The sequence below is a fragment of the Nonomuraea sp. NPDC050680 genome, assembly GCF_040654555.1.
In the GTDB taxonomy this organism is placed as follows: domain Bacteria; phylum Actinomycetota; class Actinomycetes; order Streptosporangiales; family Streptosporangiaceae; genus Nonomuraea.
In genome coordinates, this window is sequence record NZ_JBFAIF010000004.1 from 714,921 (window position 1) to 731,395 (window position 16,475).

Annotated in this window: 15 protein-coding genes; 1 reads left to right on the forward strand and 14 read right to left on the reverse strand. The window is 70.6% G+C overall.

All coding sequences use genetic code 11. From position 1 onward, the window contains the following. Positions 1–150: 150 nt before the first annotated feature. The 5 genes from AB0H88_RS18915 to AB0H88_RS18935 all read right to left on the reverse strand — a co-directional run bounded on the left by AB0H88_RS18915 (position 151) and on the right by AB0H88_RS18935 (position 6,463). The gene (locus AB0H88_RS18915; RefSeq protein WP_357646014.1) at positions 151–1,503 is read right to left on the reverse strand and encodes a sugar ABC transporter substrate-binding protein; all 1,353 of its coding nucleotides are present in this window, start codon (positions 1,501–1,503) and stop codon (positions 151–153) included. Between the two features lie 73 nt (positions 1,504–1,576). Continuing rightward, the gene (locus tag AB0H88_RS18920; protein WP_357646017.1) at positions 1,577–2,737 is read right to left on the reverse strand and encodes an ROK family transcriptional regulator; all 1,161 of its coding nucleotides are present in this window, start codon (positions 2,735–2,737) and stop codon (positions 1,577–1,579) included. 60 nt (positions 2,738–2,797) lie between these two features. After that, the gene (locus tag AB0H88_RS18925; protein WP_357646020.1) at positions 2,798–4,216 is read right to left on the reverse strand and encodes an alpha-L-fucosidase; all 1,419 of its coding nucleotides are present in this window, start codon (positions 4,214–4,216) and stop codon (positions 2,798–2,800) included. Positions 4,217–4,616: 400 nt separating this feature from the next. After that, complete coding sequence (locus tag AB0H88_RS18930) at positions 4,617–5,291, reverse strand: GntR family transcriptional regulator (protein WP_357646021.1); 675 nt, start codon at positions 5,289–5,291, stop codon at positions 4,617–4,619. After that, positions 5,288–6,463 carry a CoA transferase gene (locus tag AB0H88_RS18935; RefSeq protein ID WP_357646023.1) on the reverse strand — a complete coding sequence of 392 codons (1,176 nt, stop codon included), beginning with the start codon at positions 6,461–6,463 and terminating at the stop codon, positions 5,288–5,290. The genes AB0H88_RS18930 and AB0H88_RS18935 overlap by 4 nt, the downstream gene beginning before the upstream one ends. Before the next feature lie 66 nt (positions 6,464–6,529). On the opposite strand from AB0H88_RS18935, the gene AB0H88_RS18940 reads away from it, so the two are divergent. Further along, the gene (locus AB0H88_RS18940) at positions 6,530–7,690 is read left to right on the forward strand and encodes an acyl-CoA dehydrogenase family protein (protein WP_357646025.1); all 1,161 of its coding nucleotides are present in this window, start codon (positions 6,530–6,532) and stop codon (positions 7,688–7,690) included. A 47-nt stretch (positions 7,691–7,737) separates the two neighbouring features. Here AB0H88_RS18940 and AB0H88_RS18945 read toward each other — a convergent pair whose 3' ends face one another. The 9 genes from AB0H88_RS18945 to AB0H88_RS18985 all read right to left on the reverse strand — a co-directional run bounded on the left by AB0H88_RS18945 (position 7,738) and on the right by AB0H88_RS18985 (position 16,474). Then, positions 7,738–8,583, reverse strand: coding sequence for a hypothetical protein (locus AB0H88_RS18945; protein ID WP_357646028.1), 846 nt, complete (start codon positions 8,581–8,583; stop codon positions 7,738–7,740). Between the two features lie 154 nt (positions 8,584–8,737). Beyond that, the gene (locus AB0H88_RS18950) at positions 8,738–10,159 is read right to left on the reverse strand and encodes an aldehyde dehydrogenase family protein (RefSeq protein WP_357646031.1); all 1,422 of its coding nucleotides are present in this window, start codon (positions 10,157–10,159) and stop codon (positions 8,738–8,740) included. 117 nt (positions 10,160–10,276) lie between these two features. Further along, complete coding sequence (locus AB0H88_RS18955) at positions 10,277–11,341, reverse strand: C45 family peptidase (RefSeq protein WP_357646034.1); 1,065 nt, start codon at positions 11,339–11,341, stop codon at positions 10,277–10,279. Beyond that, on the reverse strand, positions 11,338–11,988 hold the full coding sequence (locus tag AB0H88_RS18960) for an FMN-binding negative transcriptional regulator (protein ID WP_357646036.1): 651 nt from the start codon (positions 11,986–11,988) through the stop codon (positions 11,338–11,340). Before AB0H88_RS18960 ends, AB0H88_RS18955 begins: the two co-directional genes overlap by 4 nt. A gap of 5 nt (positions 11,989–11,993) precedes the next feature. Beyond that, positions 11,994–12,962 (reverse strand): P1 family peptidase, encoded by a 969-nt coding sequence (locus AB0H88_RS18965; RefSeq protein ID WP_357646038.1) that lies wholly within the window; start codon positions 12,960–12,962, stop codon positions 11,994–11,996. Beyond that, on the reverse strand, positions 12,959–13,696 hold the full coding sequence (locus AB0H88_RS18970) for an ATP-binding cassette domain-containing protein (protein ID WP_357646040.1): 738 nt from the start codon (positions 13,694–13,696) through the stop codon (positions 12,959–12,961). Before AB0H88_RS18970 ends, AB0H88_RS18965 begins: the two co-directional genes overlap by 4 nt. Further along, a complete protein-coding gene (locus tag AB0H88_RS18975) occupies positions 13,693–14,727 on the reverse strand; it encodes an ABC transporter ATP-binding protein (protein WP_357646042.1) in 1,035 nt (344 codons plus the stop codon). Before AB0H88_RS18975 ends, AB0H88_RS18970 begins: the two co-directional genes overlap by 4 nt. Next, positions 14,724–15,569: an ABC transporter permease gene (locus AB0H88_RS18980; RefSeq protein ID WP_357646044.1), complete on the reverse strand. Its 846-nt coding sequence runs from the start codon at positions 15,567–15,569 to the stop codon at positions 14,724–14,726. Before AB0H88_RS18980 ends, AB0H88_RS18975 begins: the two co-directional genes overlap by 4 nt. After that, complete coding sequence (locus AB0H88_RS18985) at positions 15,566–16,474, reverse strand: ABC transporter permease (protein WP_357646046.1); 909 nt, start codon at positions 16,472–16,474, stop codon at positions 15,566–15,568. The genes AB0H88_RS18980 and AB0H88_RS18985 overlap by 4 nt, the downstream gene beginning before the upstream one ends. Between the last annotated feature and the right edge of the window lies 1 nt (position 16,475).

The following is a 16,475-nucleotide window of genomic DNA, read 5'->3' on the forward strand; positions in this document are numbered from 1 at the left end:
TATGGTGCGACATTCCGGCGATGACGGCGGCGATGGCGCGTTGACGAAGAAGCGACCCCCGTTACTGACCGGGTGGCCTTGTCGGCAACGACTGGGCTGGTCATGCGACTACCTTCTCTGACGCTTTATGCATGGCTTCAGCTCGCACTTCTAGCCCTCGCTCGTCTCGAACCCCTGCTTCTTCAGGTCGTCCACGACGGCTTTCTGCGTGATGGTCAGGACGTCTTCCCATGACGTGCCGTTCTGGACGGCCGCGTTCATCGCATCCGTGAATGCGCTCGCAGCGACGTCCGTGTTCGGGCCCCACGTCACCGGGCGGGTGTTCTTGGCAATCTCAGCGACGACCTTGTAGTAGTCGGTCTGCTGCGGCATGAGCGCCGGGGGCTTTTGTGACGTGGCGGCCTTCTGTCCTGAAAGCGCCGCGGGATAGCCGTTCTGCACGTTGAGGATCATCTCCGCACCCTCCGCGCCGGCGTTGAGCCACTTCGCGAATTCCGCGGCCTCCCTGGGGTGCTTGGACTTGGCAGTGACGATGACCGAGGAACCACCCTGGAACGAGACGATCGGATCGTCCGCGTCCCACCGGGGCAAGGGCGCCAGAGCCCACTTGCCGGCGGTTTTCGGCGCGACACCGTAGATGACACCAGGGGCCCACACGGCGGACGGCCAGGACAACATCGTGCCGTTGTTCAGCTGCTGGTTGTAGGTCGGCGTCAGGAGCGGATCGGCCTTGATGAGCCCGTCTTCGTACATTCCCTGGAAGAACTTCATCATCTTGCGGGAGTTCTCGCCGGCGATATTGACGGTCCACTTGTTCCCGTCGATCGACCACCAGTCGTCACCCGCCTGCGCCGCCACGGCGGCGTACCAGCCCCACCCGTCAGTGCTCAGGGAAGCCATCGTGAGCTTCGGATTCCGGGCCTTGATCGTGGCGGCCGCCTTGCGATAGTCCTCCCACGTCAAAGGGTCATCGATGCCGTACTTGTCGAAGATGTCCTTGCGATAGAGCAGCGCCATGGGACCGACGTCCTGCGGCAGTGCGTAGGTGTGGCCGTCAAAGGTCGTCTGCGCCCACGAGCCGCTCGAGTACTGGTTCTGTACGTCGGAGACGTAGGCGGTGATGTCCAACGGCGCACCAGCGACGATCATGCGAGGCAGCGCCGTGTTCTCCACAAGCGCGAGATCGGGCGCGTTGTCCGCGCGGACCGCTGCCAGCAGCTTGGCGGACGACTGCTCGCCGCCACCGGCGTCGGTGTGGACCACCTCGATGTTCGGGTGCGTCCGGTTGAACTCCTTGACCTCCTCCGCGCTACCGGGCGCCCACGCCCAGTACCGCAGGGTGACCTTCCCAGTGCTGGAGGCCGGGGCGTCTCCATCCGAGCAGGCGGAAACAAGGAGGAGGGTGAGGGCTGTGGCGGCCACTGCAGCCAAGATCTTGAGGAACCTCTTGGTGCGCATGGGTCTCCCTTGACTCGAAGTGGGCTCGAATTGGGCTCGGCCCATCGCGGGGCTACGAGCATCGCCCCGCCCATCAGAGTTTGTCAAGGGAGGTGACAAACCCTGATGGCCTGCGCACTCAGGAAGGGGATTCTGCGAGTCGGCGATAGAGGGCCAGTCCGGCCGCCGCGCGCGCCCACTCGAGGAAATCGAACACCGTGACCTCAATGACGGGCGGCTCCGGCACGGTGTACACCGTGCGCATCCCTTCTTCGAAATCCTCGGCACGCGAGTCCAGGATCAACGGACTGTCGCCCGTCAAGATCACCTTGTCGGGGTCAAGCAGATTCAAGATGTGTCCGGTCGCCGCACCGATCCCGCGCGCGGCGCGCGCCAGCCGTTCGCGCGCCGGCCGCTCGCCCGCCGCGGCACGCTCGATCACGTCACCGAGTGTCCGCGCGCCGGCGACACCGTTGACGATCGAGGTCGTGGAACTCTCCGCCCAGAGGCAACCGCGATGACCGAGGAGGCACCACGCGCCGTCGGACGCGACCTGGACATGCGAGAACCTGCCCGCCCTGCGGTGCGCGCCGAGAATGATCTTGCGGTCGGCCACCAGTCCGAACCCGATCTCCCTGCCGAGCGAAATGAGCGCCATACTGTCTTGCCCCTCGGTCAGGCGCGGCCATTGCTCGAACGCGGTGAGTGCCACGACGTCGTCTTCGACCCACACCGGTATACCGAACTCCTCCTCCCACGCCGACCGCATCGCCTCGGGAGCCACGGTGTGCAAGCCGACACCTTCCGCGGCTCCATCGATCCGCTCCGTGGAGCCGCATACGGCCAGCGCGGCCACGCGCAACCCGCTCGCCTTCGCCTCGTCCAGCCAGTTGCGGCAGTGCGCGCCGATCACCGACGAGCCGAATTCGTCGACATGCCGCCGGCGCTCCCAGACCACCTTGTTGGCCAGGTCTATTCCCGCTACGACCAGTTCGCTCGCACGGACGTGTACGCCGAGGAAGTGGAAAAGGTCGGTCTTGGCGAGCAGCATGTCTGCGGGTCGCCCCGTACCGGCCCTTTGTTCCCTGCCACCTTCGATGATGAGACCCGCGGCCATGAGATCGCGTGCGATCGTCGTCATCCGGGTGCGGGACAGGCCGAGCTTTTTCGCCACCTCGCTTTTGGAGAGTCCACCATTCCACAGGATGCGGTTGTATGCCGCCTGCGTCGTCGGGTGCAGCTGAGGCCATCCGGAGTCGGCCTCTGAACGCGCGGCGGGGCCGTCAGGCGTACTTGTCATGCGTACATCCAACAAGTTCCTCGGCACCCGCGTTCCATGGCGCCGTCCCCACCGCGGGATTCACCTCCGGAACCGTGCACCGTCGGCATCGATCACCGCGACCGTACGGATGGCCGGAAGGCCGCGGGACGCTTCGACCCTGACCTTGACCTTCTCGACGACGCGCGAGGGAAAGCGCATAATGCGCTGGTAGCCGACAGAGTTCGCCTCGGCCAATATCTCTTCGCGCCCGTCGGTCACCCCGATCACCACGACGCGCTCGACGCGTTGCCCCTGCGTGATGTCCTCACGGACGACCACGGCGCCGACATCGCTGGAACTGGCGAGGGCGAGCGAGATGGTCGGCACGACATCGAACGCCTCCGGACGCCACACGTGCGGCGCTGCCGCGTCCCCGGCCAGACGCGCGAGTGCGGACCGGTCGGCCACCGGCTCGCCCGCGTGCGTGCGCAGCACCCCGGACGACAGCGTGATGTCCGCGTCCAGCACTCCGCTCCGGAACGCCCGGATGCGTTCGCCCAGCCCCATCAGGGCGGCGACGTCGGGAGCAGCCACGAGGCCACGGGGATCGGGCGGCACGTTGAGCAGCAGGCACGCGTTCCCACCGGTCGCGGCACACCACAGATCGAAGAGTTCGTCGGCGGAGCGAACGGAGCCGTCCTCGTGCTCGTGATAGAACCACCCGGGCCGGATGGATGTGTTCACCTCCGCGGGATACCACACGAGGTCGTCAAGTCGGCCGGCGAGGGCCGCGCGGCTGCCCAGATCCTCATCGTCGCTCCGGATGACCCGCGAGAATGCTCCGTCGTCGACGTGCTGTGAGCGATCGGCGATACGTTCGACGTCGCGCAGCGCCGCGGGCACGACACTCCATTCGTCCGGCCGGGTGCGCCCGGCCTCGTTGCCGCACCACCGGACGTCCGGCCCGCAGACCGAGATCACCGCATCGGGTTGCAGACGCCGTACGACCGCATAGTAGCGGTCCCAGTCGTACTGCTGGTGGGCGCCGCCGGGCCCCTCGCCGTTGGCGCCGTCGAACCACACCGAGAACACGTCGCCGTAATGGGACAGCAACTCCTCCAGCTGACCTACGAAGAAGTCGTCGTACGGCTTTCCCGAGCCGTACGTTCCCTCGGTGCGGTCCCAGGGTGACAGGTAGACACCGAACTTGAGGCCGTGTCGCCGCGCCGCATCGGCCACGAGTCGCACAAGGTCGCCCTTCCCCTCTTGCCACCCGGAGGCCGCGACGGAGTGTGCAGTCACCTGCGAGGGCCACAGGCAGAAGCCGTCATGGTGCTTGGCGGTGAGGATGACGCCGGTCATCTCCGCCGCGGCGATCGTCGACATCCATTGGTCGACGTCCAGGCCGGACGGGTTGAACAGGGCCGGATCCTCGCCGCCCGACCCCCACTCGCGCCCGGTCATCGTGTTCATGCCGAAGTGGATGAAGGCGTAGAACTCCATCGACTGCCAGGCCACCTGTCGCATGCTGGGCCGAACCCCAGTCAGCGCCCCGGTCTCGTCAGCGGCCCCGGGGACACACAAAGGGGGCTCGATGTCATGGGTCATTCGGGTCTTCCTCTTCAGGGCCGGATTCTGTTTGTAACCCTAGTTGACAAACTCTTACCCTATCCCCCGCCGGAGGCTCGGTCCACATGACCACGATGCGCACCGCATCACCCCCGGGCGCAGCAAGGCTCGGCCCCGCGGCATGTGCAGGGCGCGCGGCTTGATCGACAGTTGACGCGACGGCAGGAGAACCCTGAACCGGGTGCCCGTCAGGTCTTCCGACTAGCTGTTCCCATGGTCTTCTTGCGGGTCTGCCTTGGCGAACGGGCTTAAAAGTCCGCCCCGCCGAACCGGCCGCGCCGAGAGACGGTCAGCCGACCGTTCCGGGAGCCAACTGAGTTTCTATGGCGGTCACCGCGTGGGCGCGGTGTGCGGCCAGCACGGCCACCACGGCCTCCGCGTCGCGGCGGCGCAGGAGGTCGAGGGTGGCGCGGTGCTCCTCGATGACCCGCTGCCTGTTGGGCTCCTCGCCGTAGTACAGCGACCGGTAGGCGTCGGTGGAGTCCCACAGCGTCCTGATCAGCCGGACCAGACGCGGTAGCTCCGACCATTCGAAGATCGTCATGTGGAAGCGGCGGTTGGCCTCGGCCATCTCCAGCACCTCACCCGCCGCCGCGGCCCGCTCGACCTCGGCCTGCGCGCGTTCGGCTGCCGCCAGCCCGGCGTCGGTGAGGCGTTCGACCGCGCGGCGGACCGCCTCGGCCTCCAGCAGTTCGCGGATCAGGCAGACCTCGCGCAGGTCGTCGAGCGAGAGCCGCTGCACGCAGTAGCCGCGGTGCGCCTTGTACGTGACCAGCCCCTCGCCCTCCAGGGTCTTGAGCGCCTCGCGCAGCGGGACCCGGCTGACGTCGAACTCCTCGGCCAGCGCCTCCTGCCTGATCGGGTCGCCTGGACGCAGGCGGCCGGTGGTGATCGCCCGCCTGAGCTCCTCCAGGACGAACTGCTGGGCCGTGGGCGGCCTGCGGTGCCCTTCTACCGAGGTCATTGCCCCAATATCTCACGGACCCAGTCCGCGTCCTGCCCGAGCGAGGGCGGCGGGAGGCGGTACTCCGGCGGCGTCGCGCCCAGGCCGATGGGGTTGGCCACCTGATCGCCGGCCAGCGGATCCAGGCCGAGTTCGGCGGCGAAGGCGAACGCCGCGTCCAGGGTGTTGATCGGCCCGCACGGCACCCCGGCCGGGGTGAGCGCGGCGAACCACTCGTCGGCCGTACGCGTCCCGAGGGTCCGGTCGAGCTCGGCCACGAGCACCTCCCGGCCGGCGACCCGGCCGGTGTTGGCGGCGAACCGGGGGTCGTCAGCGAGGTCGGCCCGGCCCAGCACCTGGCACAAGGCGCGGAACTGCCGGTCGTTCCCCGCCGCGATGACGATCGGCCGGTCGGCGGCCTGGAACACCTCGTACGGCACGATGCTGGGATGCCGGTTCCCCATGGCCTTGGGCACCACCCCGGCGGCGGCGTACCCGGAGGCGTGGTTGGTCAGTGCCGACAGCAGCGACGACAGGAGCGACACCGAAACCCGCTGCCCCTGTCCGGTGGCGTCGCGGTGGCGCAGCGCGGCCAGCACGCCGAGTCCCGCGTGCAAGCCGGTGATCACGTCGACCAGGGCCACGCCCGCCTTCGTGCCGGGGCCGTCCGGCTCGCCCGTCACGCTCATCAGCCCGCCGACGGCCTGCGCGATCAGGTCGTAGCCGGGCAGTTCCGCGCCCTTGCCCGCGCCGAACCCGGTGATCGAGCAGTAGACCAGCCCGGGGTTGGCGGCGCTCAAGACGGAGTAGCCGAGGCCCAGCCGGTCCATGGTGCCCGGCTTGAAGTTCTCGACGAGTACGTCGGCGCGGGCGGCCAGCGCGCGGGCCACCTCCAGGTCGGCCGGGTCGCGCAGGTCGAGGGCGATCGAGCGCTTGTTCCGGTTGACGGCCAGGAAGTAGGTGGCCACTCCCCCGGCGTGCGGCGGCCCCCACGAGCGGGTGTCGTCGCCGGCGCCGGGGCGTTCCACCTTGACGACGTCGGCGCCGAGGTCGGCCAGCAGCATGGTCGCGTACGGCCCGGCCAGCACCCGGCTGAAGTCGGCGACCAGCAGCCCGGACAGCGCGCCACCGCCTTCCTGGCTGTCGGTTCGCTCGTTCATGCCGGGGCGCTCAGGTGGATGCGTCATGTCCATGGTCAACGCACCTTAACTATGCCATATTGGATTATCAATATTGGATCCAAAATACAGGAGTTCGGAATGCACCCTTCCGCCCTCTTCGCCATCGACGGTCTGCTCACCGACGAGGAGCGCGACATCCGCCAGGCCGTCCGGCAGGTGTGCGACCAGGAGATCCGGCCGCACGTCGCGGACTGGTTCGAGGCGGGCACGCTGCCCGCCCGCGAGCTGGCCCGCTCGCTCGGCTCCGTCGGCGTCCTCGGCATGCACCTGGACGGGTACGGCTGCGCGGGCCTTGGCGCCGTCGCCTACGGCCTGGCCTGCCTGGAGCTGGAGGCGGCCGACTCCGGCCTGCGCAGCCTGGTCTCGGTGCAGGGCTCCCTGGCCATGTACGCGATCTGGAAGTACGGCAGCCAGGAGCAGAAGCAGGAGTGGCTGCCCGCGATGGCCGCCGGTGAGCGCATCGGCTGCTTCGGCCTCACCGAGCCCGACTTCGGCTCCGACCCGGGGGGCATGCGGACGACGGCCAAGCGGGCCGGCTCCGACTGGGTGCTGAACGGCACCAAGATGTGGATCACCAACGGCTCGGTGTCCGACGTGGCCGTGGTCTGGGCGCGGGCCGAGGAGGGCATCCGCGGCTTCCTGGTGCCGGCGGGCACGCCGGGCTTCGCCGTACACGATCTCAAGCGGAAGGTCTCCCTGCGCGCGAGCGTGACGAGCGAGCTGGTGCTGGATGGCGTGCGGCTTCCGGAAGAGGCGATGCTGCCCGGCGCCCGCGGCCTGTCCGGGCCCCTCGGCTGCCTGAACGAGGCCCGATTCGGCATTGTGTTCGGCGCGATGGGCGCGGCGCTCGACTGCCTGGAGACCGCGCTCGCCTACGCGGCCGAGCGGGAGATCTTCGCCCGGCCGCTCGCCTCCTACCAGCTCACCCAGGAGAAGCTCGCCGACATGACGCTGGAGCTGGGCAAGGGCCTGCTGCTGGCGGTGCATCTCGGGCGGCTGAAGGAGCGCGGCGAGCTCACCCCCGAGCAGGTGAGCGTCGGCAAGCTGAACAACGTGCGCGAGGCCATCGACATCGCCAGGACGTGCCGGACGCTGCTCGGCGCGAGCGGCATCACCCTGGAGTACCCGGTGATCAGGCACGCGGTCAACCTGGAGTCCGTGCTGACCTACGAGGGCACATCGGAGATCCACACGCTGGTCGTGGGCAAGGCGCTGACCGGCTTGCCCGCCTTCCACTGACCGGGCAAGCGTGCCGCTGGATGCGATGGCCAGGCGCCGCCGTCTGGTCACGTGGCCCTGGCAAGCTCCTCGGCCGAGATGGGACGGAAAGTGGACAGCACCGCCACCAGGTCAGCCTCAGCGATACCCGAACCGTTGAGCATGACCAGCGCATCGCCCGACCTGGCGAAGACGGTGACCCAGGAGGACCCGGCACCGGTCCGGACCCATCGGTCTCCCGGGAGCGATGTGCATCGCAGCGGAACGTCAAAATTCTCGGTGACCGCCAGGCACGAATCCCGCGGCCTTCCAGCCGCGGCGGGCCAGAGCGTGACCTGGACCTCGGAGAATCCCCGATTCGGCGTGGCGGCCCGCCAGTACTCCAGCCAGATGGACGGTTGCGGCTCTCGCTGCCCGGCGGCATTGAGATCCACGTGGACCAGCCGGTAACCCTGGATCGCTGGAGCGATCAGCGGCACGCCGGACCTCTCAAAGCTGCGGATTTCCAACCAGGCCAGGATCTGCGGCTTGTACTGCGCCGCGCCCCAGGACCCGAGGGGCACGATTACGGCCAGGGCTACCGCCCACCAGCGAAGGGGCACCATGAACGACCACGCCGACAGGGCGAAGCCGACAGCACCACCCACCACGTAGACAGGGACGACAAGGGCCGGAAGAGGGCCGATCAGCTCCGGATCCGGCACCGGTACCAGCACCGCGAGGGCATCGATGAGCAACCAAGTCGCAGCGCCCCCGACAAGACCGACCGCCCCCCAGCGCGGCAGCCTGGCCAGCCGCGCGCCCACCGTGCCCAGGATTATCGCCAGGAGGAACATGGCCGGCGGGAAAATGGTCCCGTCGAGTTCCTCCCCTTGCGCGTCCGCCCAGATGATGGCCGTGGGGATGCCCGCCACCAACCCGATGAGGGCTGCACGCCCCAGGACAGCTTTGATCGATAAGTCCTGCATGTTCCTATTGTCGCCGCCTGGCCGTACTCGCTCACCAGGTGACGGAGGAGGGCGGCCGTCCAGCCCGTCGTGGGCCGCGACCTAGGACTCCTCCCCTGGTTCAAAACTGCACAGCCGTGGTGGTGAGGAACTCCTCCAGGCCGAAGCGGCCGTACTCGCGGCCGTACCCGGAGTGCTTGAAACCGCCGAAGGGGGCCAGGCCGTTGTGCGCGCCGTCGTTGACGCGGATCTGCCCGGCCCGGATTCGCCTGGCGACCCGGCGGGCGCGTTCGGGGTCGGCGGCGCGTACGCCCGCCGCCAGCCCGTAAGGGGTGCCGTTGGCGATGCGGACCGCCTCGTCCTCACCGGAGTAGGGCAGGATGACCAGGACCGGTCCGAAGATCTCCTCCTGCGCGATCCGCGACTCGGGTGTGACGCCGGTCAGCACGGTCGGGCGCACGTAGAAGCCACGCTCCAACCCGTCCGGCGCGTCGGGGCCGCCGGTGAGGATCGTCGCGCCGTCCTGGGCCGCGGCGCGCAAGTGCTCGCGTACGCGTTCCCGCTGCACGGCCGAGACCAGCGGCCCGAGCCGGGTGGCGGGGTCGCGCGGGTCGCCGGGTGTGAAGCTCCGCGCCTCGTCCGCCGCGATGGGCTCGGCGGCGAGCAGGCGGTCGCGCGGGACCAGCAGTCTGGTCAGGGCCGAGCAGGTCTGGCCGGAGTTCAGGAAGCAGGCCGCCACGCCCTTGCGGACGGCGTCTTCGAAGGCGGCGTCGTCCAGGTCGTCCAGGAGCACGTTCGGTGACTTGCCGCCCAGCTCCAGCGCGGTGCGCTTGACACCGTCGGCGGCCAGCCCGGCCACCCGCTGCCCGGCCCGGGTGGAGCCGGTGAAGGAGATCATGTCGACGAGCGGGTGCGCGGCCAGCGCCTCCCCCGCCTCGGGTCCGATGCCGGTGACCAGGTTGAACACCCCGGGCGGGAACCCGGCCTCGTGCATCACGTCGGCCAGCAGGAACGCGTTGAGCGGTGTGACCTCGCTCGGTTTGAGCACCACCGTGCAGCCCGCCGTCAGAGCCGGGGCGACCTTGGCGGCGATCTGGTGCAACGGGTAATTCCAAGGAGTGATGGCGCCGACGACGCCGATCGGGTCCCGGTAGACGACCGAGTCGCCGAGCCGCTCTTCGAAGGCGACCCCGGCGGCCAGGTCCGGCATCGAGGCGAACGTCCGGATCGGCGCCCCCACCTGGATGAGCCGGGTCATGGGCATCGGCATGCCCAGCTCGTTCACGATCGTGTCCGCCAGTTCCTCGGCCCGCTCCTGGAGCGCGCCCGCCACCGCCGCGCACAGGGCGGCCCGCTCGGCGACAGGGCGGGCGGCCCAGGCGGGCAGCGCGGCGGCCGCCGCCTCCACGGCCCGTGCCACGTCCTTGGCGCCGCCGCGTGGCACCTCGGCGATGATCTCCTCCGTGGCGGGATTCACCACCTCGATCGCCGGGCCACCGCTCGCCGGCACCCACTCGCCATCGACATAGATCCGGTACGGCATGCGTGCCTCTCAATACTGGTAGTTAATTCTAGATTTCAATTCTAAGATAATTACGCCACGGCACCCTCAGGGCGTGCGGGCCAACGCGCTCAACCTGCCGTCGGCCTACGGTGCGGATCAGAAGGTCTGCCAGGTCGAGTCGGTGACCTGGCAGAGCCTGCCCCTGTGCACCCGCATCTCGGCCGCGGCCACGTCCAGGCTGATCACCGCGAGTGTCTCCCAGCGCTGGTCGAGCGGGAGCGCCGGGTCGGCGTGCGCGCACACGGGCGCCACCGGCGCGTGGCAGGTCATCGCCCGCGCCCTGGCCGTGGCGTCCGGGTCGCCCAGCTCGCCGGTCCGCTCCTCCAGGTGTTCGAGCCTGGCGTACGTGGCCGGCCGCTCGGTGCCCAGCCGCTCCCCCGCGCTCAGCGCGCCGTCCAGGAAGTGGTTGGCGTGCAGCAGTACGCCGGCGGCGTCCGCCTCGACGACCGCGACGCCGTCCGGGCAGATCTCCAGCGATCTGGCCCCCTCCGCCGTGACCACGGTGATGACCGTGGACGCGGACGTCTTCGCCGACCTGGCGATCTCGGTGGCCTGCTCCAGGGTGGCGGCCTCGTCCAGAATCCGGCGCGCGACCACGTGCACCGGCACGCCGACGTTCGCGTGGTCCGACTCGTGGCGCAGGATGTTGAAGTGCGCGCCCAGACCCGCGCTGTTCACGCCGATCTTGGCCAGCACCCCGAACTCGGTGAAGGTGCGTACCTTGTGCCCTTGGCGCGGCTCGTAGGCCCACAGCACCGGCGCGTCGCGCAGGTGGTCGTGCCAGTCCCAGGTCTGCGTCGTGCGCGGCGGCAGCCCGCCGCCGAGCACGACGGCGGTGGAGCATTCGCCCTCGCCGTCGTGCCGCAGCGCGGCCAGGATCTCGGTCCGCGCGTTGACGACCGCGACCTGCCAGGTCTCCAGGCCGCAGCCCGCCGCGATGCCGCCGATCTCCTCGGCCAGCTCCGGCGCCCACGCGGCCGTGCTGTCGAGCGCCCGCTCGCCCAGGTCTCTGACCTGTGCCGGGTCCGCGCCGCTCACCTCGAACAGCCGCAGATATCCGTCGAGATTGGCGTGTACCTCCTCGCGCCAGCGGGCGCCGAACTGCCTGCCGCGTCCCGCCGCGTCGAGGCAGGTGGAGGTGTAGGAGGGAAACGTCATCATCTGGGGGCCACCTCGTCCATCAGCGCCGCGACGGCGGCGTCCGCGTCGCGATGGACCCGGTGTCGCTGCTCGTCGTCCTTGTCCTGGCTCAGCTTGAACACGCTCTGCTCGGCCGTGACCCGCACCCGGAAAGCCGCCACGCCGGACACGATCCTGGCGAAGACCTCCTGAGAGGCCGCGCTGGGCCGCCAACTGGGCGTTCGTGACGACTCCACCTCCGCCACCGTGCGCCGGACCACGTCCAGGGGGTCGGGGTGCGGCTCGATCTGGCCGGTCAGGTGGACGGCCGCGTAGTCCCACGTCGGTACGGCGGGATCGACCGCGTAGCTGGCCGGCGAGACGTAGCCGTGCGCGGCGGAGAAGACCACGAGCACCTCGGGCGCTTCGGCCCCATCGGCGGAAGGCGCGGGCCCGTCGCCGGTGGGAGGCGGGTCCCAGGCGTGCCACTGCGGGTTGACCCGGGCCATGTGGCCGAGCAGCGTCGCGCCCACGAACGTGGACTCGCCGCCGCTGTCCACGATGACGGGCACGTGGCTGGCCACGGGCACGCCGCCGGTCGCGGTGATCACGAGCGCGAACGGGTTCGTCCGCACCAGCCGCGCCACGTGCGCGTGGTCTGGCGCCGCGAAACGGGGGAAGCTGTACATTCCTCCTACTCCACGCTGCTCAGGATGGCGTCCCAGGCGATCTCCGACGCCAGCGCGCCCAGCCCGGCCGGTTTGAGGCCACCCAGGTCCACCTCGTCGGTGGTCAGCGCGAACAGCACGTCGCCGTCGTTCTGGGTGTGGAACGGCTGGATGCCCCGGTGCATCGAGCCGTGCACCTGGCGGCTCAGCTGGGTGAGCTCGACGTCGTGCAGCCGTACGTTCGTCACCAGGACCGTCAGCGTGGTGTTGCCCATGACGGCCGGAGCGTCCGACGCGATCGCGTAGTCCACGCTCGGGTGGCGCCTGGCGTCCTCGTCGGCGTGGTAGTTGCCGCGCAGGATCGTCCCGTCACGGCCGACGACCACGCCCACGGAGTTGACCACCGTCGCCACCAGGACCTTGACCGCCCCGAAGGTTCCGAAGGCGGCGCCCTGCCCGGCGAACTCGGCCCTGGCGAAGTCGACCTTGCCCGCGCTGGCGCTGCGTCCGGCGCCGCACCTGCCCACGGGGAACTCGCCCTCGACGGCGGCGCGCAGCGCGGCGCGGCCCAGCCGCCCGTCGGGGTGCACGGCGTTGTCCCGGGTGGAGAAGTCGTAGATCACCGCGCCGGAGACGAGCTGCAGCTCATCCCACTTGGTCTGGTTGCTCCGGCGGGCCAGCAGTTCCTCGCTCACCCCGGCCACCGCCGACATCCCGTACACCGACCCGCCGGTCAGGCAGATGGCGTGGTTGTAGTCGTAGCCACCGCTCAGGCCGACCGCGCCGCCGCGGGCGTCCACGGCGGTCCGCGCGCCCGCGGGGACATGCACGACGGTGCAGCCGGTGGGGCCCTCGCCGTACTCCGCCGTGCCGACGAACACGCCGGGCAGGTCGAACGCGACCGAACCGCGCCCAGGGCTGGGCTGCGGGGTCAGCGGGAGGTCGGAGTTACCGGGCACGCCGGCGGCGAAGGCCGACACGGGAGCGAGGGTCACAGGGACTCCAGGAGTTGTCGCGAGTACGGATGTTCGGGGGCGGAGTAGAAGGTTTCGGCGTCGGCGGTCTCGACGACCTCGCCGCCGCGCATGACGGCGATCCGGTCGGCCACGTAGCGGACGGCGCCGAGGTCGTGGGAGATGAACAGCGCGGCGAAGCCGTACTCCGCCTGCAGGTCCTTGAGCAGGTTGAGGATCTGCACCTGGACGGAGACGTCCAGGGCGCTGACGGCCTCGTCGAAGACGATGAAGCTCGGCCGGGTGATCAGCGCGCGGGCGATGGACACCCGCTGCCGCTGGCCGCCGGACAGCTCGTGCGGGTAGCGGTCGGCGAAACCGGCCTCCAGGCCGACCTGTTCGAGCGCCTCGGGCACCAGCTCACCGGCGGCCTTCCCCAGTACGGCGAGGGGCTCGGCGACGCTCTGCCCGATGCGCATCCTGGGGTTCAGCGACCAGTGCGGGTGCTGGAGCACGGCCTGCATCCGCCCGGCCAGGTCCTTGCGCCGCCGGGGGAAGGGGCGGCCGTCGAACCTGACCGTGCCGGTGCTCGGCCGTTGCAAGCCGAGCGCGACCCGGCTGGTGGTCGTCTTGCCCGAGCCGGACTCGCCCACCAGGCCGAGCGTCTCGCCCTCGGCGACGGAGAGCGAGACGCCGCGCATGGCGTCCAGCCGGGTACGGCGCAGCGGCGGGCCCGTGGTGAAGGAGACCGTGACGTCGGTGAGATCGAGGATCACGCGATCACCTCCAGCTCGGCGGCCCGGTGGCAGAGCACGTCCTTGGCGCCGACGCGGACCGGCTCGGGACGTTCGGTGGCGCAGCGGTCCTCGGCGAAGGGGCAGCGGGGCGCGAACGCACAACCGGGAGAGGGACCGGTCAGGACCGGCGGGCGGCCCGGCACCGGCTCCAGCCGTACCCCGGGAACGGCCACGGCGGGGGCCGACCTGGCCAGGGCGGCGGTGTAGGGATGCACGGGATCGCCGAGCACGTCGGCCGCCGGGCCGCTCTCGACGACGCGCCCGGCGTACATGACCGCCACGCGGTCGCACCTGCGGGCCACGGCCGGCAGGTCGTGGCTGAGCCAGACGAGGCTCGTGCCCGCCTGCCTGGCCAGCGCGAACACCACGTTCAGCACCTCTTCGCGCACCTGGCTGTCGAGCGAGGCGGTCGGCTCGTCGGCGACCAGCAACTCGGGCGAGGCGGCCATGGCCAGCGCGATCGCCACCCGCTGGGCCATCCCGCCGGACAGCTGGTGGGGGTAGGCGGCGGCCACACGCGGGTCATCGAGCCTGACCCGCCCCAGGTGAAAGGCCACCTGAGCCTGAAGACCCGCACGCCCGTCCGGACCCTCGGAGCCGCCGCCACCGCCGCGACCGCCGCGACCATCACGCCCATCGCGACCGCCGCGACCATCACGGCCGTGTGCGCGGAGGACGAGCCGGAGCTGGGCGCCGACCTTCATGGTCGGGTCGAGCGAGGCGATCGGGTCCTGGAAGACGAAGCCGAGCCGCTGCCCGCGCAGCCGCCGCAACGCGGCGGGCGGCAGGTCCAGCACCGGCTCGCCGGCCACGCGCACCGTGCCGGCGGCCACCACCGCCTGGCGGGGCAGCAGGCGGCCGATCGCCGCGCCGAGCGTGGACTTGCCCGACCCGCTCTCGCCCACCACCCCGACGGCCTCGCCCGCCGCCACGCGCAGGTCGGCGCCGTCGAGGGCGCGGGCCGTCCCATAGTCGACCTCCAGGCCGTCCACTTCGAGCAGCGCGCTCATATCAGTGACCTCGTCTCCCTCGGTTCGAACCGGTCGCGCAGCCCGTCGCCCAGCACGTTGATGGACAGGATGGCGAGCACCAGCACGACGCCGGGCCCGATGATCAGCCAGGGGGCGGCCATCATGTAGGTGCCACCCTGGCGGATCAGCACCCCGAGCGACGCCTGCGGCGGCTGCACGCCGAAGCCGAGGAAACTCAGGCCGCCCTCGACCGAGATGCCGACCGACAACGCGTAGGTGCCCTGGACCGCGATGGTGCCGGCCACGTTCGGGAGTACGTGGCGGCCGAGGATGCGGGGCAGTCCCGCGCCGCTGATGGCCGCCGCGGTCACGTAGTCGCGTTCGGCCACGGTGACGGCGGCAGCGCGGACGAGCCGGGTCATCAGCGGGATCGTGACCAGCACGATGCTGGCCACCGCCGCGAGCTGGCCGGGCCCGGCGACGGCCGCCACGAGGATCGCCAGGACGATGGCGGGGAAGGAGTAGAGCAGCTCCACCACCCGCATGATCAGCTCGTTCAGGTAGCCGCCCCGGTATCCGGCCAGGATGCCGAAGCCCGCGCTGAGCGCGGCGGTCACCAGGACGGCGGCCGAGGAGAGCAGCAGCGTGGTGCCGACACCCTCCATGACGCGCGGCAGCATCGAGCGGCCCAGGTTGTCGGTGCCCAGCCACCAGCCGGGCCCCGGCGGCCGCAGCCGCGGGCCCACGATCGCGTCGGGGTCCCCGCCGGCGTGCACGAGCGAGCCGAGCGCGACCAGGACGAGCAGCAGCAGGCAGCCCAGGCCGGTCAGCGACAACGGATCGAGGCGCCTCGCCCTCTTCACCCCCGCGGTCCTGTTCACGCGCGCCTCCCGAGCCTTGGGTCGACCAGCCCGACGAGCAGGTCGATCACGACGTTCATGACGATGAACACGGTGGCCGCCAGCAGCACGCCCGCCTGCACGACCGCGTAGTCCCTGCGTCCCACCGCCTGGACGACGTACGAGCCGATGCCCGGCAGGTTGAACAGGTACTCCACGATCAGCGCGCCGCCCAGGAGGTAGGCGGTGATCGTCGCGGTGAGCGTCAGCACGGGCCCCGCCGCGTTGCGCAGGATGTGGTGCCGGACGATGAACCACGGCGTCTCGCCCCGGGCGACGGCGGCCGTGACGTGCGGCTCGACCAGTACGTTCAGCACGGCGTCGCGGGTTGTCCTGGCCGTCGCCGAGATGGCGAAGATCGACAGCACCGCGGCGGGCAACAGGTAGCCGCTGGTCTGCAGGCCGTACCGGGAGACCACGAACACCACCAGGCTGCCCAGCGCGAACTCGGGGACGCTCACGCCCAGCCCGCTCAGCAGCCGCCCCGCCGCGCCGCCGCCTCCCGGGCGGGCGCGCAGCGCGGTCAGCACGCCGAGCGGTACCCCCGCCAGTACGGCGGCGGCGACGGCGAACAGCGTGAGCCGGCCGGTCACCGGCAGCCGGGCCCACAGTTCGGCCGCGACCGGCTGCCTGCTGATCATCGAGGTGCCGAAGTCCCCGGTGCCGACCGCCGCCATCCAGTGCCCGTACTGCGCGAACACCGACTGGTCGAGCCCGTACCTGGCGGCCAGTTCGGCCTTCTGCGCGGGCGTGGCGAACGGACCCAGGATCGTCTCGGCGAAGCCGCCCGGCATCAGCCGGAGCGCCGCGAAGATCAGGACGGAGATGCCGAGGAGGGTGACGGCCGAGCTCAGCGCCCGGCCCGCCCACCACAGCAGGAGCCGCATC